17 protein-coding genes are annotated in these 17,001 nt (G+C 63.4%); 4 read left to right on the forward strand and 13 right to left on the reverse strand.

The genetic code is table 11. From position 1 onward, the window contains the following. Positions 1-62: 62 nt before the first annotated feature. A complete protein-coding gene (locus JOH52_RS06370) occupies positions 63-1,082 on the reverse strand; it encodes an aldo/keto reductase (RefSeq protein ID WP_010968298.1) in 1,020 nt (339 codons plus the stop codon). Positions 1,083-1,138: 56 nt separating this feature from the next. Further along, a complete protein-coding gene (locus JOH52_RS06375; protein WP_013844950.1) occupies positions 1,139-2,674 on the reverse strand; it encodes a UxaA family hydrolase in 1,536 nt (511 codons plus the stop codon). A gap of 137 nt (positions 2,675-2,811) precedes the next feature. On the opposite strand from JOH52_RS06375, the gene JOH52_RS06380 reads away from it, so the two are divergent. Next, the gene (locus JOH52_RS06380; protein ID WP_010968296.1) at positions 2,812-3,690 is read left to right on the forward strand and encodes a GntR family transcriptional regulator; all 879 of its coding nucleotides are present in this window, start codon (positions 2,812-2,814) and stop codon (positions 3,688-3,690) included. A 12-nt stretch (positions 3,691-3,702) separates the two neighbouring features. On the opposite strand, the gene hpaI is transcribed toward JOH52_RS06380, so the two are convergent. Continuing rightward, a complete protein-coding gene (gene hpaI, locus JOH52_RS06385; protein WP_003536422.1) occupies positions 3,703-4,503 on the reverse strand; it encodes a 4-hydroxy-2-oxoheptanedioate aldolase in 801 nt (266 codons plus the stop codon). Positions 4,504-4,894: 391 nt separating this feature from the next. Further along, positions 4,895-6,349 carry an NADP-dependent succinate-semialdehyde dehydrogenase gene (gabD, locus tag JOH52_RS06390; protein ID WP_010968294.1) on the reverse strand — a complete coding sequence of 485 codons (1,455 nt, stop codon included), beginning with the start codon at positions 6,347-6,349 and terminating at the stop codon, positions 4,895-4,897. A gap of 167 nt (positions 6,350-6,516) precedes the next feature. Between gabD and JOH52_RS06395 the strand changes: the two genes are divergently transcribed. Further along, positions 6,517-7,113 (forward strand): nitroreductase family protein, encoded by a 597-nt coding sequence (locus tag JOH52_RS06395; RefSeq protein ID WP_010968293.1) that lies wholly within the window; start codon positions 6,517-6,519, stop codon positions 7,111-7,113. A 99-nt stretch (positions 7,114-7,212) separates the two neighbouring features. Here the strand turns inward: JOH52_RS06395 and gyrB are convergent, their stop codons facing one another. The 5 genes from gyrB to JOH52_RS06420 all read right to left on the reverse strand — a co-directional run bounded on the left by gyrB (position 7,213) and on the right by JOH52_RS06420 (position 12,553). Next, a complete protein-coding gene (gene gyrB / locus JOH52_RS06400) occupies positions 7,213-9,648 on the reverse strand; it encodes a DNA topoisomerase (ATP-hydrolyzing) subunit B (RefSeq protein WP_003531714.1) in 2,436 nt (811 codons plus the stop codon). 134 nt (positions 9,649-9,782) lie between these two features. Next, entirely contained in the window at positions 9,783-10,160 is a 378-nt protein-coding gene (locus JOH52_RS06405; RefSeq protein ID WP_003531717.1) for a helix-turn-helix domain-containing protein, read from the reverse strand. Then, positions 10,157-10,723, reverse strand: a complete 567-nt coding sequence (locus JOH52_RS06410; RefSeq protein ID WP_010968292.1) for a Smr/MutS family protein — start codon at positions 10,721-10,723, stop codon at positions 10,157-10,159. Before JOH52_RS06410 ends, JOH52_RS06405 begins: the two co-directional genes overlap by 4 nt. Beyond that, positions 10,716-11,834, reverse strand: coding sequence for a murein transglycosylase A (gene mltA / locus JOH52_RS06415; RefSeq protein WP_107010384.1), 1,119 nt, complete (start codon positions 11,832-11,834; stop codon positions 10,716-10,718). Before mltA ends, JOH52_RS06410 begins: the two co-directional genes overlap by 8 nt. 17 nt (positions 11,835-11,851) lie before the next feature. After that, positions 11,852-12,553, reverse strand: a complete 702-nt coding sequence (locus tag JOH52_RS06420; RefSeq protein ID WP_010968290.1) for a Tim44/TimA family putative adaptor protein — start codon at positions 12,551-12,553, stop codon at positions 11,852-11,854. A 134-nt stretch (positions 12,554-12,687) separates the two neighbouring features. On the opposite strand from JOH52_RS06420, the gene JOH52_RS06425 reads away from it, so the two are divergent. Both JOH52_RS06425 and secB read left to right on the forward strand, forming a co-directional pair. Next, a complete protein-coding gene (locus JOH52_RS06425) occupies positions 12,688-13,263 on the forward strand; it encodes an FxsA family protein (RefSeq protein ID WP_010968289.1) in 576 nt (191 codons plus the stop codon). Positions 13,264-13,430: 167 nt separating this feature from the next. Continuing rightward, positions 13,431-13,937, forward strand: a complete 507-nt coding sequence (secB, locus tag JOH52_RS06430; protein ID WP_010968288.1) for a protein-export chaperone SecB — start codon at positions 13,431-13,433, stop codon at positions 13,935-13,937. 105 nt (positions 13,938-14,042) lie between these two features. Here the strand turns inward: secB and dnaQ are convergent, their stop codons facing one another. The 4 genes from dnaQ to JOH52_RS06450 all read right to left on the reverse strand — a co-directional run bounded on the left by dnaQ (position 14,043) and on the right by JOH52_RS06450 (position 16,998). Then, positions 14,043-14,771 carry a DNA polymerase III subunit epsilon gene (dnaQ, locus tag JOH52_RS06435; protein WP_003531724.1) on the reverse strand — a complete coding sequence of 243 codons (729 nt, stop codon included), beginning with the start codon at positions 14,769-14,771 and terminating at the stop codon, positions 14,043-14,045. Positions 14,772-14,964: 193 nt separating this feature from the next. Further along, a complete protein-coding gene (coaE, locus tag JOH52_RS06440; RefSeq protein WP_003531725.1) occupies positions 14,965-15,549 on the reverse strand; it encodes a dephospho-CoA kinase in 585 nt (194 codons plus the stop codon). Next, positions 15,546-16,406: a shikimate dehydrogenase gene (locus JOH52_RS06445; protein ID WP_010968287.1), complete on the reverse strand. Its 861-nt coding sequence runs from the start codon at positions 16,404-16,406 to the stop codon at positions 15,546-15,548. Before JOH52_RS06445 ends, coaE begins: the two co-directional genes overlap by 4 nt. Next, positions 16,399-16,998 (reverse strand): Maf-like protein, encoded by a 600-nt coding sequence (locus JOH52_RS06450; protein WP_010968286.1) that lies wholly within the window; start codon positions 16,996-16,998, stop codon positions 16,399-16,401. The genes JOH52_RS06445 and JOH52_RS06450 overlap by 8 nt, the downstream gene beginning before the upstream one ends. Between the last annotated feature and the right edge of the window lie 3 nt (positions 16,999-17,001).

The following is a 17,001-nucleotide window of genomic DNA, read 5'->3' on the forward strand; positions in this document are numbered from 1 at the left end:
CCAGGTGCATGCGGGCCCGGTTGCTTATGAGAGTGGCGGCCGCCATCGAGGGCGGCGAAGCATCAGGCCCTTACCGCCTCCGGCCCCAGCTCGGGCGCGACAAGCGTATGGGGTTCGAAGGCCGCGTAATCTTCCGGCGCGATCCCGTAGCGGGTCAGCTCCATGTTGCGCGTCAGGCTCGACGGTTTGGCGGTTCCGAGCAGCACCGAGGCGACGTGAGGATTGGCCAGCGGGAACTGCAGGGCCGGGGCGGCCAGCGGCATGCCGCGCTCTCCGGCGATACGCTCCATCGCCGCGACTTTGGCGCGCACCTCGCCGGTCGCGGGCATGTAATCGAAATGCGCTCCCTCGACCGGTCCGGTCGCGAGAATGCCGGAATTGAACACGCCGCCGACGACCAGCGAGGTGTCCTTCTTCGCGCAGAGCGGCAGGAGCTCGGCAACCGCGGAGCGGTCGAGGAGCGTATAGCGACCGGCAAGCAGGATGCAGTCGATGTCGGCCTGGCGCATGACATCCAGGCAGACCGGCACCTCGTTGACGCCGAGGCCGTAGGCTGAAATGACGCCGCTCGATTTCAGCTCATCGAGTGCTTTCAGGCCGGAATCCAGAAGCTGCCGCAGGTAGACGGCGTTTTTCGCCGCGCCATGCGTGTAGCCGCCGATGTCGTGGACATAAAGAATGTCGATGCGGTTGAGACCGAGACGGGCATAACTCATCTCGACCGAACGCATGATCGCGTCGTAGCCGTAGTCATAGGTGACGTCGAAGTTCAGCGGCTTGACGTAGGAATAGTCAGGGACCTGGTTCTCAGGCACCGGATGAAGCAGGCGGCCGACCTTCGTCGACAGCACGAAGCTGTCGCGCGGCTTGTCGCGCAGGAAGTCGCCGACCCGCCGCTCGGCAAGGCCCAGCCCATAGAACGGCGCCGTATCGAAATAGCGGATACCCGCTTCCCAGGCGGCGTCGAGCGTCGCCATCGCCGCTTCGCGGGTACATTCGCGATAGAGACCGCCCAGTCCCGCCGTGCCGAAACTGTATTCGGTCACCGCGAGCGCGGTCCGGCCTATCCTTCTCGTCTGCATTCCTTGTTTCCTCCCCAAGGATTGCGCCCTTACGCGTCTCGCTTCGCCCCTTCAGCCTAGAGCGTCGCCCCCAGATGCCAGGGCACGAATTCGTTGTCGCCGTAGCCGAAAAGCTCGCTCTTGGTCTTGCGGCCCGATGCGGTCTCTATGATGAGCTCGAAAATCCCCCGGCCAAGATCGGCGATGGTGGTTTCACCCGAGGCAATGACGCCGCAGTCGATGTCCATGTCCTCTTCCATGGCCCGATAGAGCGCCGTGTTGCTGGTGAGCTTGATCGACGGCGCCGGCCGACAGCCGAAACAGCTGCCGCGGCCGGTCGTGAACGCGATGACGTTGGCTCCGCCGGCGACCTGGCCGGTTGCCGAGACCGGATCGTAGCCGGGCGTGTCCATGAAGACCAGGCCGGGCTCGGTCACGCGCTCGGCGTAATTGTAGACAGCCGTCAACGGCGAGCGGCCGCCCTTGGCGACGGCGCCAAGCGACTTCTCGAGAATCGTCGTCAGGCCGCCGCGCTTGTTACCCGGCGAAGGATTATTGTCGAGCGAGGCGCCATGCATCGCCACATAGTCCTCCCACCAGGCTATCAGGCCGTCGAGCTTGACCGCGACCGTCTCGTTGACCGCTCGGCTGCGCAGCAGATGCTCGGCTCCGTAGATCTCGGAGGTCTCGGAAAGGATCGCCGTGCCGCCGGCGGCGGCGAGTATGTCGACCGCCGCGCCGAGCGCCGGATTGGCGGTGATGCCGGAAAGCCCGTCCGAACCGCCGCATTGCAGGCCGACGATGATCTCGCTGACCGGGATCGGCACGCGCCGGGCGGCCGCGACTTCCTTGGCGATTTCGTCGAGAATGCCGAGGGCGCGCTCGACCGAGCGGCGCGAACCGCCGGCCTCCTGGATGTTGAAATGCCGCTTCTCGGCCCCGGCCCCGCTCTGGCCGTAGAGCGTCAGCTGATTGACCTCGCAGCCGAGCCCGACCATCAGCACGCCGCCGAAATTCGCGTGGCGCGCATAGCCGGCGAGCGTCCGGTGCAGGTTCTTCATGCCGTCGCCGGTGGACGACATGCCGCATCCCTGGTCGTGGACGATCGGCACGAAACCGTCGATGCCTTCATATTTTGGCAGAATGCGCCTGTTCGCCTCGTCGGCGATCGCGCGACAGACCGTGGTGGAACAGTTCACGCTGGCGACGATGCCGATATAGTTGCGCGTTGCGGCCCTACCGTCCGCCCGGCGATAGCCGAGGAATGTGCGCGCCTTGTCCGCCTCGCTCGCAGCCTCCGGCGGAACGGCGGCGCCAACGGCGAGCCGGCCCTGATCGAAGGCAAGATTATGAGAATGAACGTGCTCGCCGGGCGCGATGGGGGATGTGGCGCGGCCGATCGCCTGGCCGTATTTGACCACCGGCTCACCGACGTCGATCCTGCGGATCGCGGCCTTGTGGCCCGGCTCTATGCGCGCGACCGCCGACACTCCGCCGGCCAGCCGGTCGCCCGGCGCAATCGCCGCGGTGGCGACGACGACGTTATCGTCCGGCGAAAGAAGGATCGAAGACGGTGCGGGCAAATCAAGCTCCTCCCGAACGGTTTCCAACATGTGCAAGCACCAGTTCTGTCTTTTATCTACAATAGACAGATGTTCGTCAATGGCTATTATGGGGCCATTGCGGTCGTCGCGGAACGGAGCCAAGACGTGCCGACACCAGAAACCCGAACCGGGCCGGATCCGCGCCAATGGCGAAGCAAAACACCGTCTTCAAGGATGCCTTCAACCGCTGCCTCGAGCTGTTCGCGGAGACCACCACGCTTCCGTCCGAGCCGGAGCTCGGGCAGGCACTCGGTGTCAGCCGCACGACCGTGCGCGCCATCCTTGCGCGCTGCGAGGAACTGAGCCTCATCGCCTGGGACAAGCGCAGCAAGACGGTGCTGAGAAGGCCTGAGCCCTCGGACTACTTCCCGACCGCGGAGACCGATTCGCTCGCCGAAAGGATCGAGCGGAGCTTCATGCGCCGGATTCTGGCAGGCGGCGCCGAGCCCGGCATGCAGATCAACGAGCTCGAGCTTGCCCGCGAAATCGGTGCCGGGACGACCAGCGTGCGCGAATTCCTGATCCGCTTCAGCCGTTTCGGGCTGATCGAAAAACGACCGAACAGCCACTGGGTTCTCAAGGGGTTCACGCGCGAATTCGCACTCGAACTGACGGAAGTAAGGGAGATGTTCGAGCTGCGCTCAGCCGCCCGCTTCGTCTCCCTTCCCGACCAGGACCCGGCCTGGGAGGAGCTGAAGAAGATCGAGGCGGTGCATCGGGAGATCCTCGCCGACATCGACAATCGCTACAGCGAATTTTCCGAACTCGACGAGCGCCTCCACCTGCTGGTGCACAAATCGTCGAGCAACCGCTTCATCATCGACTTCTACGATGTCATCGCCATCGTCTTCCACTATCACTACCAGTGGAACAAGGCGAATGCGCGGGAGCGCAACGCCCGGGCGCTGGAGGAGCATCTCGACTACATCGTCGCGCTGCAATCGCGCGATCCCATGCTCGCCGAACAGGCCTGCCGGCGACACCTGAAATCGGCGCGGGAGACGCTGCTCCAGTCGATTTCGTAGTAGGCAGATCGATCAATAGCCGGATTCTATCCGTGTCGGTCCGCTCTCTCCAAGAAATTCCCGGCGCAGCCGCTCCGTTGCGCTGACGAGCAATGTCACGTCGGTGCCGATCGCCATGAAATCGGCCCCGAGGTCACGATAGTCGCGCGCCTGGGCGGGATCGAGGGTCATGATGCCGCGCGCCTTGCCGGCGCGCTCGATCCGCGCGAAGGCCTCGATTATCGCTGTCCGCACCTCCGGATGGCCCGGATTTCCGAGATGTCCCATGTCCGCGGCAAGATCCGCCGGACCGACGAACAGGCCATCGACGCCGTCCAGCGCAGCGATGGCGTCGATCGCCTCGAGCCCTGCCCGGCTCTCGATCTGCAGCAGCAGACAGATCTCGTCGTTGGCGTTTTCGAGATAGTCGCCGATGCGGCTGAAGTTCGTTGCCCGGCCGAGCGCGGCACCGACACCGCGAACGCCATGCGGCGGGTAGCGCACGGCGCGCACGAGCTGGCGCGCCTGCTCGACATTGTCGACCATCGGGATCAGCAGCGTTTGCACGCCGGCATCCAGGATCTGCTTGATCATGACCGCGTCGCCGACCGGCAGGCGGACGATCGGATGACTGCCTCCGCCGGCGACGGCGCGATACTGCGCCGCCAGCATGGGAAGGTCGTTCGGCGCATGCTCGCCATCGATCAGCAGCCAGTCATAGCCGCTGCCGGCCACCACTTCCGCCGCATAGGGACTGGCGAGCGCCACCCAGAGACCGAGCTGAAAGCGGTTTTCGCGGATCGCCGCTTTGAAGGTGTTTTTGGGGGCGGGCATAGTCGTCTCCTCTTGCGTCCGAGTCTGTCTGGTTGGGATGCGGAGAAGTCGTCCGCTTTCTCTGCCCCTCATCCGCCTGCCGGCACCTTCTCCCCGCCTGCGGGGAGAAGGGATATGCCGCACCGCTCCAGTCCCCTCTCCCCGCCTGCGGTAGGGCTTTCGCATATGGCCGATTTCGAGGAATCGAATGGCGAACAGAACGGAATCGCATCGAGAACAAACCCTTCGATGTTCCATGCCTGTTCCGCATATGCGATTCCCCTGCCGCCTGCGGGGAGAGGGTTAGGGTGAGGGGCAATCCCGAATTTCAAAACGTCGATTAACCTCTTAACGGCAAAAGAAAAAACCGGCCAGAACTTTCCGGCCGGCTTGTTTCCGATCGCGAGCAGCCTCAGGCAATGCCGCCGAGGCAGACATATTTGATCTCCATGAATTCCTCGATGCCGTATTTCGAGCCCTCGCGGCCAAGGCCCGAGAGCTTGACGCCACCAAAGGGTGCTTCGGCCGTGGAGATCAGGCCTGTATTGACACCGACCATGCCGTATTCCAGCGCTTCCGCCACGCGGAAGACGCGGGCGAGGTCCTTGGCGTAGAAATAGGAGGCGAGGCCGAATTCGGTGTCGTTCGCCTGTGCGATCACATCCGACTCGTCCTTGAAGCGGAAGAGCGGCGCTACCGGTCCGAAGGTCTCTTCCCGCGCGACCGCCATCGCCTGGGTCACGTCGGCCAGCACCGTCGCCTCGTAGAAGGTGCCGCCGAGTGAATGGCGACGGCCGCCCTGCACCACGCGCGCGCCCTTCGCAAGCGCATCCGCCACATGCTCCTCGACCTTTTTCAGCGCCGGCTGGTCGATCAGCGGTCCGAGGATGACGCCGTCCTCCATGCCGTTGCCGGTCTTGAGCTTGGCGACGGCCTGGGCGAGCTTGTCGGAGAAGGCCTCGTAGACGCCGTCCTGCACATAGATGCGGTTGGCGCAGACGCAGGTCTGGCCATTGTTGCGGAACTTGGCGATCAGCGCGCCTTCGACCGCCGCATCGAGATCGGCATCATCGAAGACGATGAACGGGGCGTTGCCGCCGAGTTCCAGGCCAAGCTTCTTGATCGTTGCCGCGCTCTGGCGGTAGAGCTCTGCGCCGACCTCGGTCGAGCCGGTAAAGGTAAGCTTGCGGACGGTCGGGTTCGAAGTCATCTCGGCGCCGATCTCGCGCGCGGAGCCGGTAATGACGCTGAAGAGACCTTTCGGCATGCCCGCGCGCTCGGCGAGCACGGCGATGGCGATCGCCGAAAACGGCGTCTGCGCTGCCGGCTTCAAGACCATGGCGCAGCCGGCGGCAAGGGCCGGCCCGGCCTTGCGGGTGATCATCGCGTTCGGGAAGTTCCACGGCGTGATCGCGGCGACGACGCCGATCGGCTGCTTCATCACCAGAATGCGCTTGTCCTTCTGATGCCCGGGGACGAGATCGCCATAGACACGCCGCGCCTCTTCCGCGAACCATTCGATGAAGCTCGCTCCGTAGACGATCTCGCCTGTCGCCTCCGCTAGCGGCTTGCCCTGCTCCATCGTCAGAATCCGGCCGAGATCGTCCTTGTTTTCGATCATCAGCTCGAACCAGCGGCGCAGCACCGCCGAGCGCTCCTTGGCGGTCCTCGCCGCCCATTCCTTCTGCACCCGCGCCGCGGCCTCGATCGCGGTCCGGGTATCGGCGGCGCCGAGCTTCGGGACGCGGCCGATGATTTCGCCGGTCGCTGGATTGTTCACCTCGATCGCATTCTTCGGGTCGGCTTCGATCCAGGTCTCGCCCACGAGAGCAGCCTGGCGAAACAGCGACGGGTCTTTCAGATTCATGGCGAGTCCTTCCTCAAAAAATCTACAGAACTTATACAACTTTTTTCGCCGGTTCGACAATCACATGATTGCCGTTTACGGATCCTTCTCGCCTATATTGAGCTGACGCGCAGGAATGGCGATGCGTCGGACAGGTGCGTATCTGCAAGAAATAAGGATGTTCGTTCGTGACAGAAATCAACCATAGAAGAGCCGATCACCCCATCCACTCGATCTTTCTGGAGCGCTGGTCGCCGCGCGCGTTTACCGGCGAGGAGATCGGGGAAAAGGATCTGCTCGCCCTTTTCGAAGCGGCGCGCTGGGCGCCTTCGGCCAGCAATCTTCAGCCCTGGCGCTTCGTCTACGCCCGCCACGGCACCGAGCATTTCGCTCGCCTGCTGTCGACGCTCGACGAGGGCAACCAGCGCTGGGCGAAAAACGCCTCTGCCCTGGTCATCATCCTTTCGAAGACCCACAGGGTCACATCGACCGGCGAACTGAGGCCGGCCTATACGCACGCCTTCGACACGGGAGCGTCCTGGTTCGCGCTGGCGCTGCAGACGCAGCTCGCCGGATGGCATGCCCATGCGATGGCGGGGGTCGACAGGGAGAAGGCCATGCAGGTGCTCGGCGTTCCGGAGCACTACCGGGTCGAGGCAGCCGTCGCGATCGGCAGGATTGCGGATCCTTCCACCCTGCCGGGCGATCTGCGGGAACGCGAAAAACCAAGCCAGCGCAAGCCCGTCAGCGAACTCGTCTTCGAAGGACGTTTCACGGGCGAATGATCCGCGAGCGATCGAGCTTCCGTAAAGACGAGAGCAGGGCGGAGGACCGCCCTGCTCTCGTCGCAGCTATGATCAAAGTGCTGCGGCTACACTTGCGCGTCAGATATCGAGATTGGCGACGCTCAGTGCGTTTTCCTGGATGAAGTCGCGCCGCGGCTCCACTTCGTCGCCCATCAGGCGCGAGAACAGACCGTCCGCATCCGTCGCATCGGTAACCTTGACCTGCAGCAGCGAACGGACGTTCGGATCGAGGGTCGTCTCCCACAATTGCTCGGCGTTCATTTCGCCCAGGCCCTTGTAGCGCTGCATGGTGAGCCCCTTGCGGCCGGCGGCGAAGATCGCGTCGAGGAGGGCGCGCGGACCGCTGATCTCCTGCGTGCCATCGCGGCGGCGCAGCACCGGCGGAGCGCCATAGACCTCCTTCAGCCGTGCCTTGAGCTGATCGATATGGCGGGCATCGGAAGAACCTATCAGCGCCATGTCGAGCACGGCCGCTTCCTTGACGCCGCGCACCATGCGCTCGAGCTTCAGCCCGCCTTCCGCCGTCACCGCTGCCTCCCAGCCGCGTTCGGTCTCCTCGGCGATGACATCGAGCCGGCGGGCCACTTCGGCGGCGATCAACTGATATTCGTCGCGTTCGCCGTTGAGTTCCACGTTGAGCGCTCCGGCGATGGCGGCCTGCTCCACGACCGAGCGATTGTAGCGGGAGTGGAGCCCCTCCATCAGCGAGCGCAGGCGCAGCGCGTCGTTGATGACCTCGCGAAGGTCCTGGCCGACGCGCACTTCGCCCGAAGCGAGTTCGAGCGACGCCTCCTCGAGGCCCATGCTGATCAGATAATCTTCGAGCGCCTTCTCGTCCTTGAGATACTGGACGGACTTGCCGCGCGCCACTTTGTAAAGCGGCGGCTGGGCGATGTAGAGGTGGCCGCGCTCGATCAGCTCCGGCATCTGCCGGAAGAAGAAGGTGAGCAGCAGCGTGCGGATGTGGGCCCCGTCGACGTCGGCATCCGTCATGATGATGATCTTGTGATAGCGAAGCTTGTCGGCGTTGAACTCGTCCTTGCCGATCGATGTGCCGAGCGCGGTGATCAGCGTGCCGATTTCCTGGCTCGACAGCATCTTGTCGAAACGCGCGCGCTCGACGTTGAGGATCTTGCCGCGCAGTGGCAGGATCGCCTGGTTTTCACGCGAGCGGCCCTGCTTGGCCGAACCGCCTGCCGAGTCGCCCTCCACCAGGAAGAGTTCGGATTTGGCCGGGTCGCGCTCGGAACAATCGGCGAGCTTGCCGGGAAGCGACGAGATGTCGAGCGCACCTTTTCGGCGCGTCAACTCACGTGCCTTGCGCGCGGCTTCGCGCGCGGCGGCCGCCTCCACGACCTTGCCCACGAGAATCTTGGCATCGGAAGGATGTTCTTCGAGCCAGACGCTCAGGGCCTCGTTGACCAGGCTTTCGACAACCGGGCGGACTTCCGAGGACACCAGCTTGTCCTTGGTCTGCGAGGAGAATTTGGGATCGGGAACCTTCACCGACAGCACAGCCGTCAGCCCCTCGCGGCAATCGTCGCCCGTGAGCGATACCTTTTCCTTCTTGGTGATGCCGGATGTATCGGCATAGGAGGTGATCTGACGCGTGAGCGCGCCGCGGAAGCCGGCCATATGCGTGCCGCCGTCGCGCTGCGGAATGTTGTTGGTGAAGCACAGCACGTTCTCGTGATAGCTGTCGTTCCACCACATTGCGACTTCGACGGTGATGCCGTCCTTCTCGCCGCGGATCGACACCGGCTTCTGCACGAGCGGCTTCTTCGCCCGGTCGAGATAGGCGACGAACGCCTCGAGACCGCCGTCATACATCATTTCTTCCCGACGGATGTCAGAATGGCGCTTGTCGGTCAGCACGATGCGCACGCCGGAATTCAGGAAGGCGAGTTCGCGCAGGCGATGCTCGAGCGTGCCGAACTCGAACTCGATGTTCGAGAAGGTCTGTTCGCTCGGCGTGAAGGTGACCTCGGTTCCGGTCTCGCCGCCGGCGTCGCCCGTCACCTTGAGCGGCCCGTCAGCAACGCCGTGGGTGAAGCTCATTTCGTGGATCTTGCCGGCCCGGCGGATCTTGAGCTTCAGCGACACGGAGAGCGCGTTGACGACCGAAACGCCGACGCCGTGCAGGCCACCGGAGACCTTGTAGGAATTCTGGTCGAATTTTCCGCCGGCATGAAGCTGCGTCATGATGACTTCCGCCGCCGAGACGCCCTCTTCCCGGTGGATGTCCGTCGGTATGCCGCGGCCGTTGTCCGTCACCGTGACGGATCCGTCGGGATTGAGCGTAACGGTCACGATGTCCGCATGGCCGGCAAGCGCCTCGTCGATCGCGTTGTCCACGACCTCGTAGACCATGTGGTGCAGACCGGAGCCATCGTCTGTGTCACCGATATACATGCCCGGGCGCTTGCGCACGGCATCGAGGCCTTTCAGCACCTTGATGGAATCGGCACCATATTCGGCGATTGCGCCGGCTTCGGTCTCAGAAATATCGGTCATTCGGGCTCAGGTCTTTCCAGGTTTTCGGACGTCGCGATTCATTGCGAATCACAGCGCGAGATGCCTCGCGGACTATAGAAAATTTGTCCAATGGTTCCAAATCCCGACGCGAAGATCTCGGCCGGGAGGGGCTTTCATCCCCTGTCCTTATCAGGAAATGTGGCTTTTTCCAAAACATCTTCCAGCGCCCGAATCGTCTCCGCCGACAGGCCGCGAATCTCCATGCTCAAACGGTTGGCGAAGGCGGTGTGACCGGGCGGAAGGCCGGACGTGTCGAGCACGACTTTCGGGTCTGAAAGATGCGCTATCCGGAAGAGCTCGTCGGCCTCGTCCCAGATCACGTTGAAATAGCCGGCAACGCGCTGGAGGAAGTCGAAGCTCGGCGCTCCCCGCTTGCCGTGTTCGAGAGCGGAGAGATAGGCGGGCGAAACCCCGATCGCCGCCGCCATCTCCTTCTGAGACACGCCCTTGCGCCGGCGAAGTTCGCGCACGGCTTCGCCGAAGGGAGTCATGATGCGCCTCCCTTCGCACGCGCCAGCCGCACATAGAGCGCGCCCTCGCCGCCGTGATTGCGGGCTGCCGGTTCGTAGGACGATATCAATGGCCGGAACTCGGGAAGCGAGAACCAGAGCGGCACGGCCCGCTTCAGGGCGCCGTCGCTGCCGAGCGACGTCCCTTTGCCGGTGATGACGAGGACATGCCTCAAGCCGCGGTCGCGCGCCCTGAGGAGGAACTGCAGCAGCAATCCGTGCGCCTCGCTCTGGATCATGCCGTGCAGGTCGATCCTCGCCTCGAGCGTCAGCCGGCCCTTGGCAAGTTTGCGTTTGACCGGCCGCTCCAGCGCGTGATGAGGGCGGTGTTCTGCCTTGTCGCGGCTGAGAGAAAAGCCCCTGCCGGCCTTTTCGGGCGTGCTCGAGGAAGGCGCCGCCTCCGGGCCGGGTACAGCCTTGATTTCCGCGGTCCCGCCCAGCAGCTCCTCGAGATTCTCCAACCGCCCGGGCATGGGCCGCGCCGAACGCGCGACCTTCCCCCAGAGAATGCGGTCCTCGGTGGAAAGCTTCTTGTCCTTAGCCATGGCTGGACTGCGGGCGATATCGGACCGAGGCCGCGCGGGGTACGAAAATGAAGAACTCTGCGTCGTTGCGCACGCAACCCGCGAGTTCCCCCGCCTGGTCGCCGGAGCCCGTGAAGATATCGCCGCGCGCCGGGCCGACGATGGCTGAACCGGTGTCGAGCGCGAGCATCAGGCGACCGAAGGGATGTCCGCCGTCGAGATGGGTCAGGGTTTCGCTCGCGACATAAAAGGGAACGCCGAATGTGTGGATGAGGCGGTCGACCGCAAGCGAGCGTCCCGGCTCGAGCGGCACCTTGGCAGCCGCCACGGGGCCAAGCCCCTCCTCCTCGACCGGCGCCTCGCGGAAAAAGATGAAGGACCGGTTGTGCCACAGAACCTCGTCCGCCCTGTCGGCATGGGCCGCCAGCCAGGCGCGAATGCTCGCCATCGACACGGTGGCGGCATCGATCTCGCCGCGATCGATCAACAGTTTCCCGACGGCGGAAAAGCGGTGCCCGGTTTTGGCGGCATAGGTGATGCGGCGGCGCGATCCGTCCGGATAGATCAACCGCGCCGCGCCCTGCACATGGACGAAGAACACGTCGACCTTGGAGCGGGCATAGGCGATTTCCAGACCGCGGCCGGAGAGAAATCCTTCTTCGATCGCACGGCGATCCGGAAATTCCTCGATCCTGCCGTCGCGACGGCGGCCGAAGACGAAATAAGGGTCCATTCCTGCCGGCCGGTTCGTGTCGTCGATGTCGACGAGGTCCGAGGGGCGCCGGTAGAAGGGAAAGCGGAACTCCGCATCCGGCCCAGCCCGTACCTCGATCGCGGGTTCGTAGAAAGCGGTGACGAAGCCGGTCCTTTTCTCTTCCGGGCAGATTCGGAACGGAACGAACTGGGCCTCGAAAAATGCGCGTGCGGCCGCCGCATCGGAGAAATCGCTGCCCGCCGCCTCGAAGGCGGGCAGGAGGTCGCCGACCGAAATGCCGAGCGAGCCGGTCTTGTACGGCTTCACCTCCGTTGCATGCCGGTGACAGCGCCGAAGCGAAGCGATCACCGGCGCCGGGTCGTCCGCAGACCAGCCGGGCAGCTCCGAAAAGGAGACCGGCTCGAGATGAAAAGCCATGGCCGCCCGCTTCCCGGTCAGTTTTCCGATTCGGTGGCGATCAGCTTCCAATTCGGGTCGCGTGAACGGATATCGCGCGCAAAAGTCCACAGGTCGTTCACTTCGGCAACCGAATCGGCGTCTCCGTCGACCAGTTTCCCCTGCTTGTCGTAGGTCGCGGAAATAAGCTGGCTGATGATCCTGACCGTTATGTTTTCCTCGGCGTCCTTGATCTCCGCGTGCACGATATCGGCTTTGTCGATGCCGACGAAGGTCGACTTGACCACCTCGCCCTTGGCCTCGCGCTCCGCAATCGCGGCCTCGAAGCCCTCGTAGACCTCGCGGGACAGCAAACCCTTGAGGGTTTTGCGGTCGCCGTCGGCAAAGGCCATGACGATCATCTCGTAGGCCATCTTCGCACCGTTGAGGAATTCGGCCGGATTGAAGTTGGGATCCGCGTCGGTCATTGCCCGGAGTTGGGCATTCAGCGGAGTTCCGGCCTTGGCGACGATCTCGATCGCGGCATAGCGCGACTCGTCCTCCGCCGTCTCGCGACGTGGAAGCTGAACGACCTTGCCGTTATCCTTGGCTTCCGGCCCTTGAGCGATATCCCGTGGAGAGTAGGGATCGAAAGGAGGCCGCTCGCTGCCGGTCCTGCGACCTAAGACGCTACGCAATTGCAGGAAGATGACCACGGCAGCGATCAGGAAAAAAAATGTGATGAAATCAAAAGAGCCCATTTCCACCCGGAACCGCTGTTAGAATTTCTCGTACTGTTCCATATAGTCCGGAAGGATAGACCATTCAAACGACGATGTCGCACCCATAAACCGGAGACCGGACAATTGCACTCACCTTCTTGCGAGCACGGGCGATGCGTTTCCTGATCCCGCTCGTCATTCTCGGGCTGCCGCTTGCGGAAATCGCAGGCTTCGTCGCCGTCGGGCGCGAGATCGGCGTGGCGATGACGCTTCTTCTCGTTTTCGCAAGTGCCGTCGCCGGCATCATGCTCCTGCGCATCCAGGGATTCGGCGTGCTCCGGCGCGTGCAGGAGGCGGCGCGGACGGGCAACGATCCGGGGCTGGACGTTCTCGGCGGTGTGCTGATCTTCATCGCCGCTATCCTGTTGATCGTGCCCGGTTTCATCAGCGACCTCGTCGGCCTTCTCATCTTTCTGCCCCCGGTCCGGCGCGCCATCGCCGCCTTCCTGCGCAGAAGGATGACGATTTTGAGCAGCGCAACCGGCTTCTATCGTTCCTCCAGGCGCCAATCCCCTGGCCCTCAATCCTCTGGTCCTCAGTCCTCTGGCCCCCAATCCGCTGGCCCCCAGTCCGCTGGCACCCCTCGCGAGCAGCGCCGCGGCCCGCTGACGATCGATCTCGACGAGGACGAATTTTCGCGCAAGACAAAGGACGAAGACGACCCGCCGCCGGATCGTCCGCCTCATTGATCCGAGCTTCACTTTTTCTGATCCCGGCTCCAATCGGGTCTATAATACCGGTTCCCAAAGAAGGGTCGGACGTGTTCCTGCGTCGGGCCAGGCCGGGCCACGAGGGTTGTAAGCCCAGGCCCTAAATGCTAGATGGCCTCACCAATTCGAAGTCCGAGGAAACTCTTATGACGACTGATACCGCATCCAACGGCAACGGCAGTGCCCAGCAGCAGAGCCCGTCGCTCAATATCCTGGCCCAGTACGTCAAGGACCTCTCCTTCGAGAACCCCGGCGCACCGCGTTCGCTGCAGGCTCGCGACCGCTCCCCGTCGATCAACATCAATGTCAATGTCAATGCCAATCCGCTGGCGGAGAATGATTTCGACGTTGTCCTGTCGTTGAGCGCCCAGGCGAAGGACGGCGACAAGATGCTCTTCAACGTCGAGCTCGCCTATGGCGGCGTCTTCCGCGTTGCCGGCTTCCCGCAGGAGCACATGCTGCCGCTGCTCTTCATCGAGTGCCCGCGCCTCCTGTTCCCCTTCGCGCGCCAGATCGTAGCCGACGCCACCCGCAACGGCGGCTTCCCGCCGCTGATGATCGATCCCATCGATTTCGCGCAGATGTTTGCCCAGCGCATGGCCGAGGAAAAGGTCCGCGCGCAGGTGGCCAATACCAACGACACGGCCAACTGATCGGTCCGAATGATTGGAAGACCCGGCTCACCGAGCCGGGTTTTTTGTGCCCGGTCTATGCGATTCGGCTTGAGAAACCTCGCGGGCGCCGCAATACGGATAGGCCTAGACAGCTTCCGATCTGAGAACGTCATCGGCTTCGCTGTACTTCGACCAGATCGCATTCGCGCCGATCTTCGCGACGAGCGCCGCATGGGCGGCGATCTCGGCCTCCGTCAGCCGTGGCCGTAGAGGCCTTTCCCTTGTGACCACGACGACCGGTCCGTCGTCAGCCTCGATCGGCCGGTCACCTGCCTCCGTCACCACGAGACCGAGCGCGGCCTGGCGCCCGCCGATCATCTCGATATAGACCTCGGCCAGCAGCTCGGAGTCGAGCAGGGCTCCGTGCCTGGTTCGATGGGAGTTGTCTACACCGTAGCGACGGCAGAGCGCATCGAGCGAATTCGGCCCCATCGGGTGCTTGCGGCGGGCAAGAGCCAGAGTGTCGATAACCCGGTCGCTGCCGATCGGCGGCAGGCCGAGCCGCTCGAACTCCGCATTGATGAAGCCGATGTCGAAGGTGGCGTTGTGGGCGACCCAACGGGCATCGCCGAAGAAATCGACGATTTCCTGGGCGACATCGGCGAAGGGCGGCTTGTCCTTCAGGAACTCGTCGGTGATACCGTGGACGGCCAGCGCTTCCGGGTGAACCTTGCGCTCCCCCGGATTGATATAGATATGGATCGTGCGCCCCGTCGGAAACTGGTTCTCGAGCTCGATACCGCCGATCTCGATCACCCGGTCCTCGCGGTTGTCGAGGCCGGTCGTTTCCGTATCAAAGATGATTTCACGCATACGGGAGCCCTGTGGACGCTGTTTCGGGGCGAATCACCCGAAGCCGACCTCCATTCTTAATGGCATTTCGCCGTCATTTGAAGCTTCAGTGCCAGGTTTGCACCGATGATAGCGCATCGGTTCGCGAAGCGATCTAGCTCTTCGAAGTCGCCTCCGGACGGAGACACTGACACTTTTCCTGAAAGTGCGCTAACTAACCGGCCCGCAAATCATCGACGATCGCACGGATCTGCTGCCGCGTGACGTCGAAGCTGTCGCTTGTGTCGACGATATAGTCGGCGCGGGCGCGCTTCTCGCTGTCGGGCACCTGCCGCTTGAGGATCATCGCAAACTTCTCGGCGGTCATGCCCGGGCGCTTCATGACGCGTTCCCTCTGCATCTCCGGATCGCAGGTCACGACGACGATGCGGTCGAGGCGCGCCTCGGCCTTGGTCTCGAAGAGGAGCGGAATATCGAGCAGCACGAAAGGTGCACCGTCCGCTCTGTGCCGCGCAACGAACTCCTGCTCCTTGGCGCGCACCAGCGGATGGACGATCCGTTCCAGCTCGGCCAGCCGCTCGGGTGCCGCAACAAGCCGCAGCGAAAGCTCGGCCCGGTCGATGACCCCGCCCTTGGCGACGCCCGGAAAGGCCGCTTCGACCGGAGCCACCGCTTCGCCGCTATAGAGCATATGCACCACTTCGTCGGCATCGTTTACCGGCACGCCGAGTTCCCGGAACATGCCCGCAGCAGTCGATTTTCCCATTCCGATGGAGCCGGTAAGCCCGACGATGATCATGCGTGCCTGTCCATATCGCTGATGATGATCTGTCTTAGCGTTTCGTCGACGACCGGCCTCAGACCGAACCATTTTTCAAATCCGGGCACTGCCTGATGGAGAAGCATGCCAAGTCCGTCGACGATGCGGAAGCCCTGCTCTTCCGCCTGCCGCAACAGCGGCGTCTTCAATGGCACATAGACGATGTCGGTGACGACGGCGTCGGGTGCCAGGCCCGAAAAGTCGATCGCCGGCGCCGGCTCGCCGTCCATGCCGAGCGACGTCGTGTTGACGAAGAGGCCGGCGCCGGAAACGACTTCGGGAAGCGCCGCCATCGAATGTGCGTGCACCGCCGTGCCGAAGCGATCGGCCAGTTCCCTCGCCCTCTCGGGCGTGCGGTTCACCACATGGATCGTCTTGACCCCGCGGTCGCGGATCGCCTGTATCACGGCCCGGCTGGCGCCGCCGGCACCGAGAATCACCGCGGCCGAGATTCGGTCCCATCCTTTGGCGCGCTCGTCCAGATTGGCGACGAAGCCACGCCCGTCGGTGTTCGTCGCGCGGATTTTTCCATTCTCGAGCCAGAGCGTGTTGGCCGCTCCGAGTTCGGCGCTCAGTTCGTCCGGCCGATCGGCCAGCCGGAAGGCGGCCTCCTTATGCGGAATCGTGACATTGCCGCCGCAGAAGTCGGTTCTTCCTTCCTTGATCTGCCGCATGAAATCGGGAAAGGCCTCGGGCGTAACTTCGTGGGCCCGGTAGCTCCCCCGAATTCCGAACTGTTTCAGCCAATGGCCATGAATGAGCGGCGATCGCGAATGCTTCACCGGATAGCCGGTGACAAAGGCATGGTTAACAAATGTTTCACGTGAATCATGCATCGATCGCACCCAGTTCGCGTAGTTTGGAGAGAAGCGGCAGCATCGGCAGGCCGAGTATGGTGAAATAATCGCCCTCGATCCTCTCGAAGAGCTGGATGCCCTCGCCTTCGAGCTGATAGGCGCCGACGCTTGTCAGCGCCTTCTCGCCCACCTTTGCAAGATGCCGATCGATGAAGCCGTCGCTCAATGGCCGCACGGTCATGTTCGCAGTCGAGACGTGCCGCCAAACGACCTCGTCGTTGCGCACGAGAACGATCGCGCTGTTGAGACTGTGCATCCTGCCCGAGAGCGACCGGAGATGTTCGGCGGCTTCCGTCATGTCCCGGGGCTTGTGATAGACGCGGGTTCCAAGCGACATCGTCTGATCCGAACCGATGACAAGGGCGTCCGAAAAATATCGTGCGACATCCTTCGCCTTGGCTTCGGCCAGCGCCAGCGCGACATCAGCCGGCGAAGCGCCAGACGCTTCCAGCGGCTGCTCGAGCGCACGCTCGTCGATCGCGGCGGCCCGGGCCTCGAAGGCCAGTCCTGCATTGGAAAGCAGAGCGCGACGAAAAGGACTGGCCGAGGCCAATATGAGCAAGGGTTTCATTTT

This window comes from Sinorhizobium meliloti, from assembly GCF_017876815.1.
GTDB lineage: Bacteria > Pseudomonadota > Alphaproteobacteria > Rhizobiales > Rhizobiaceae > Sinorhizobium > Sinorhizobium meliloti.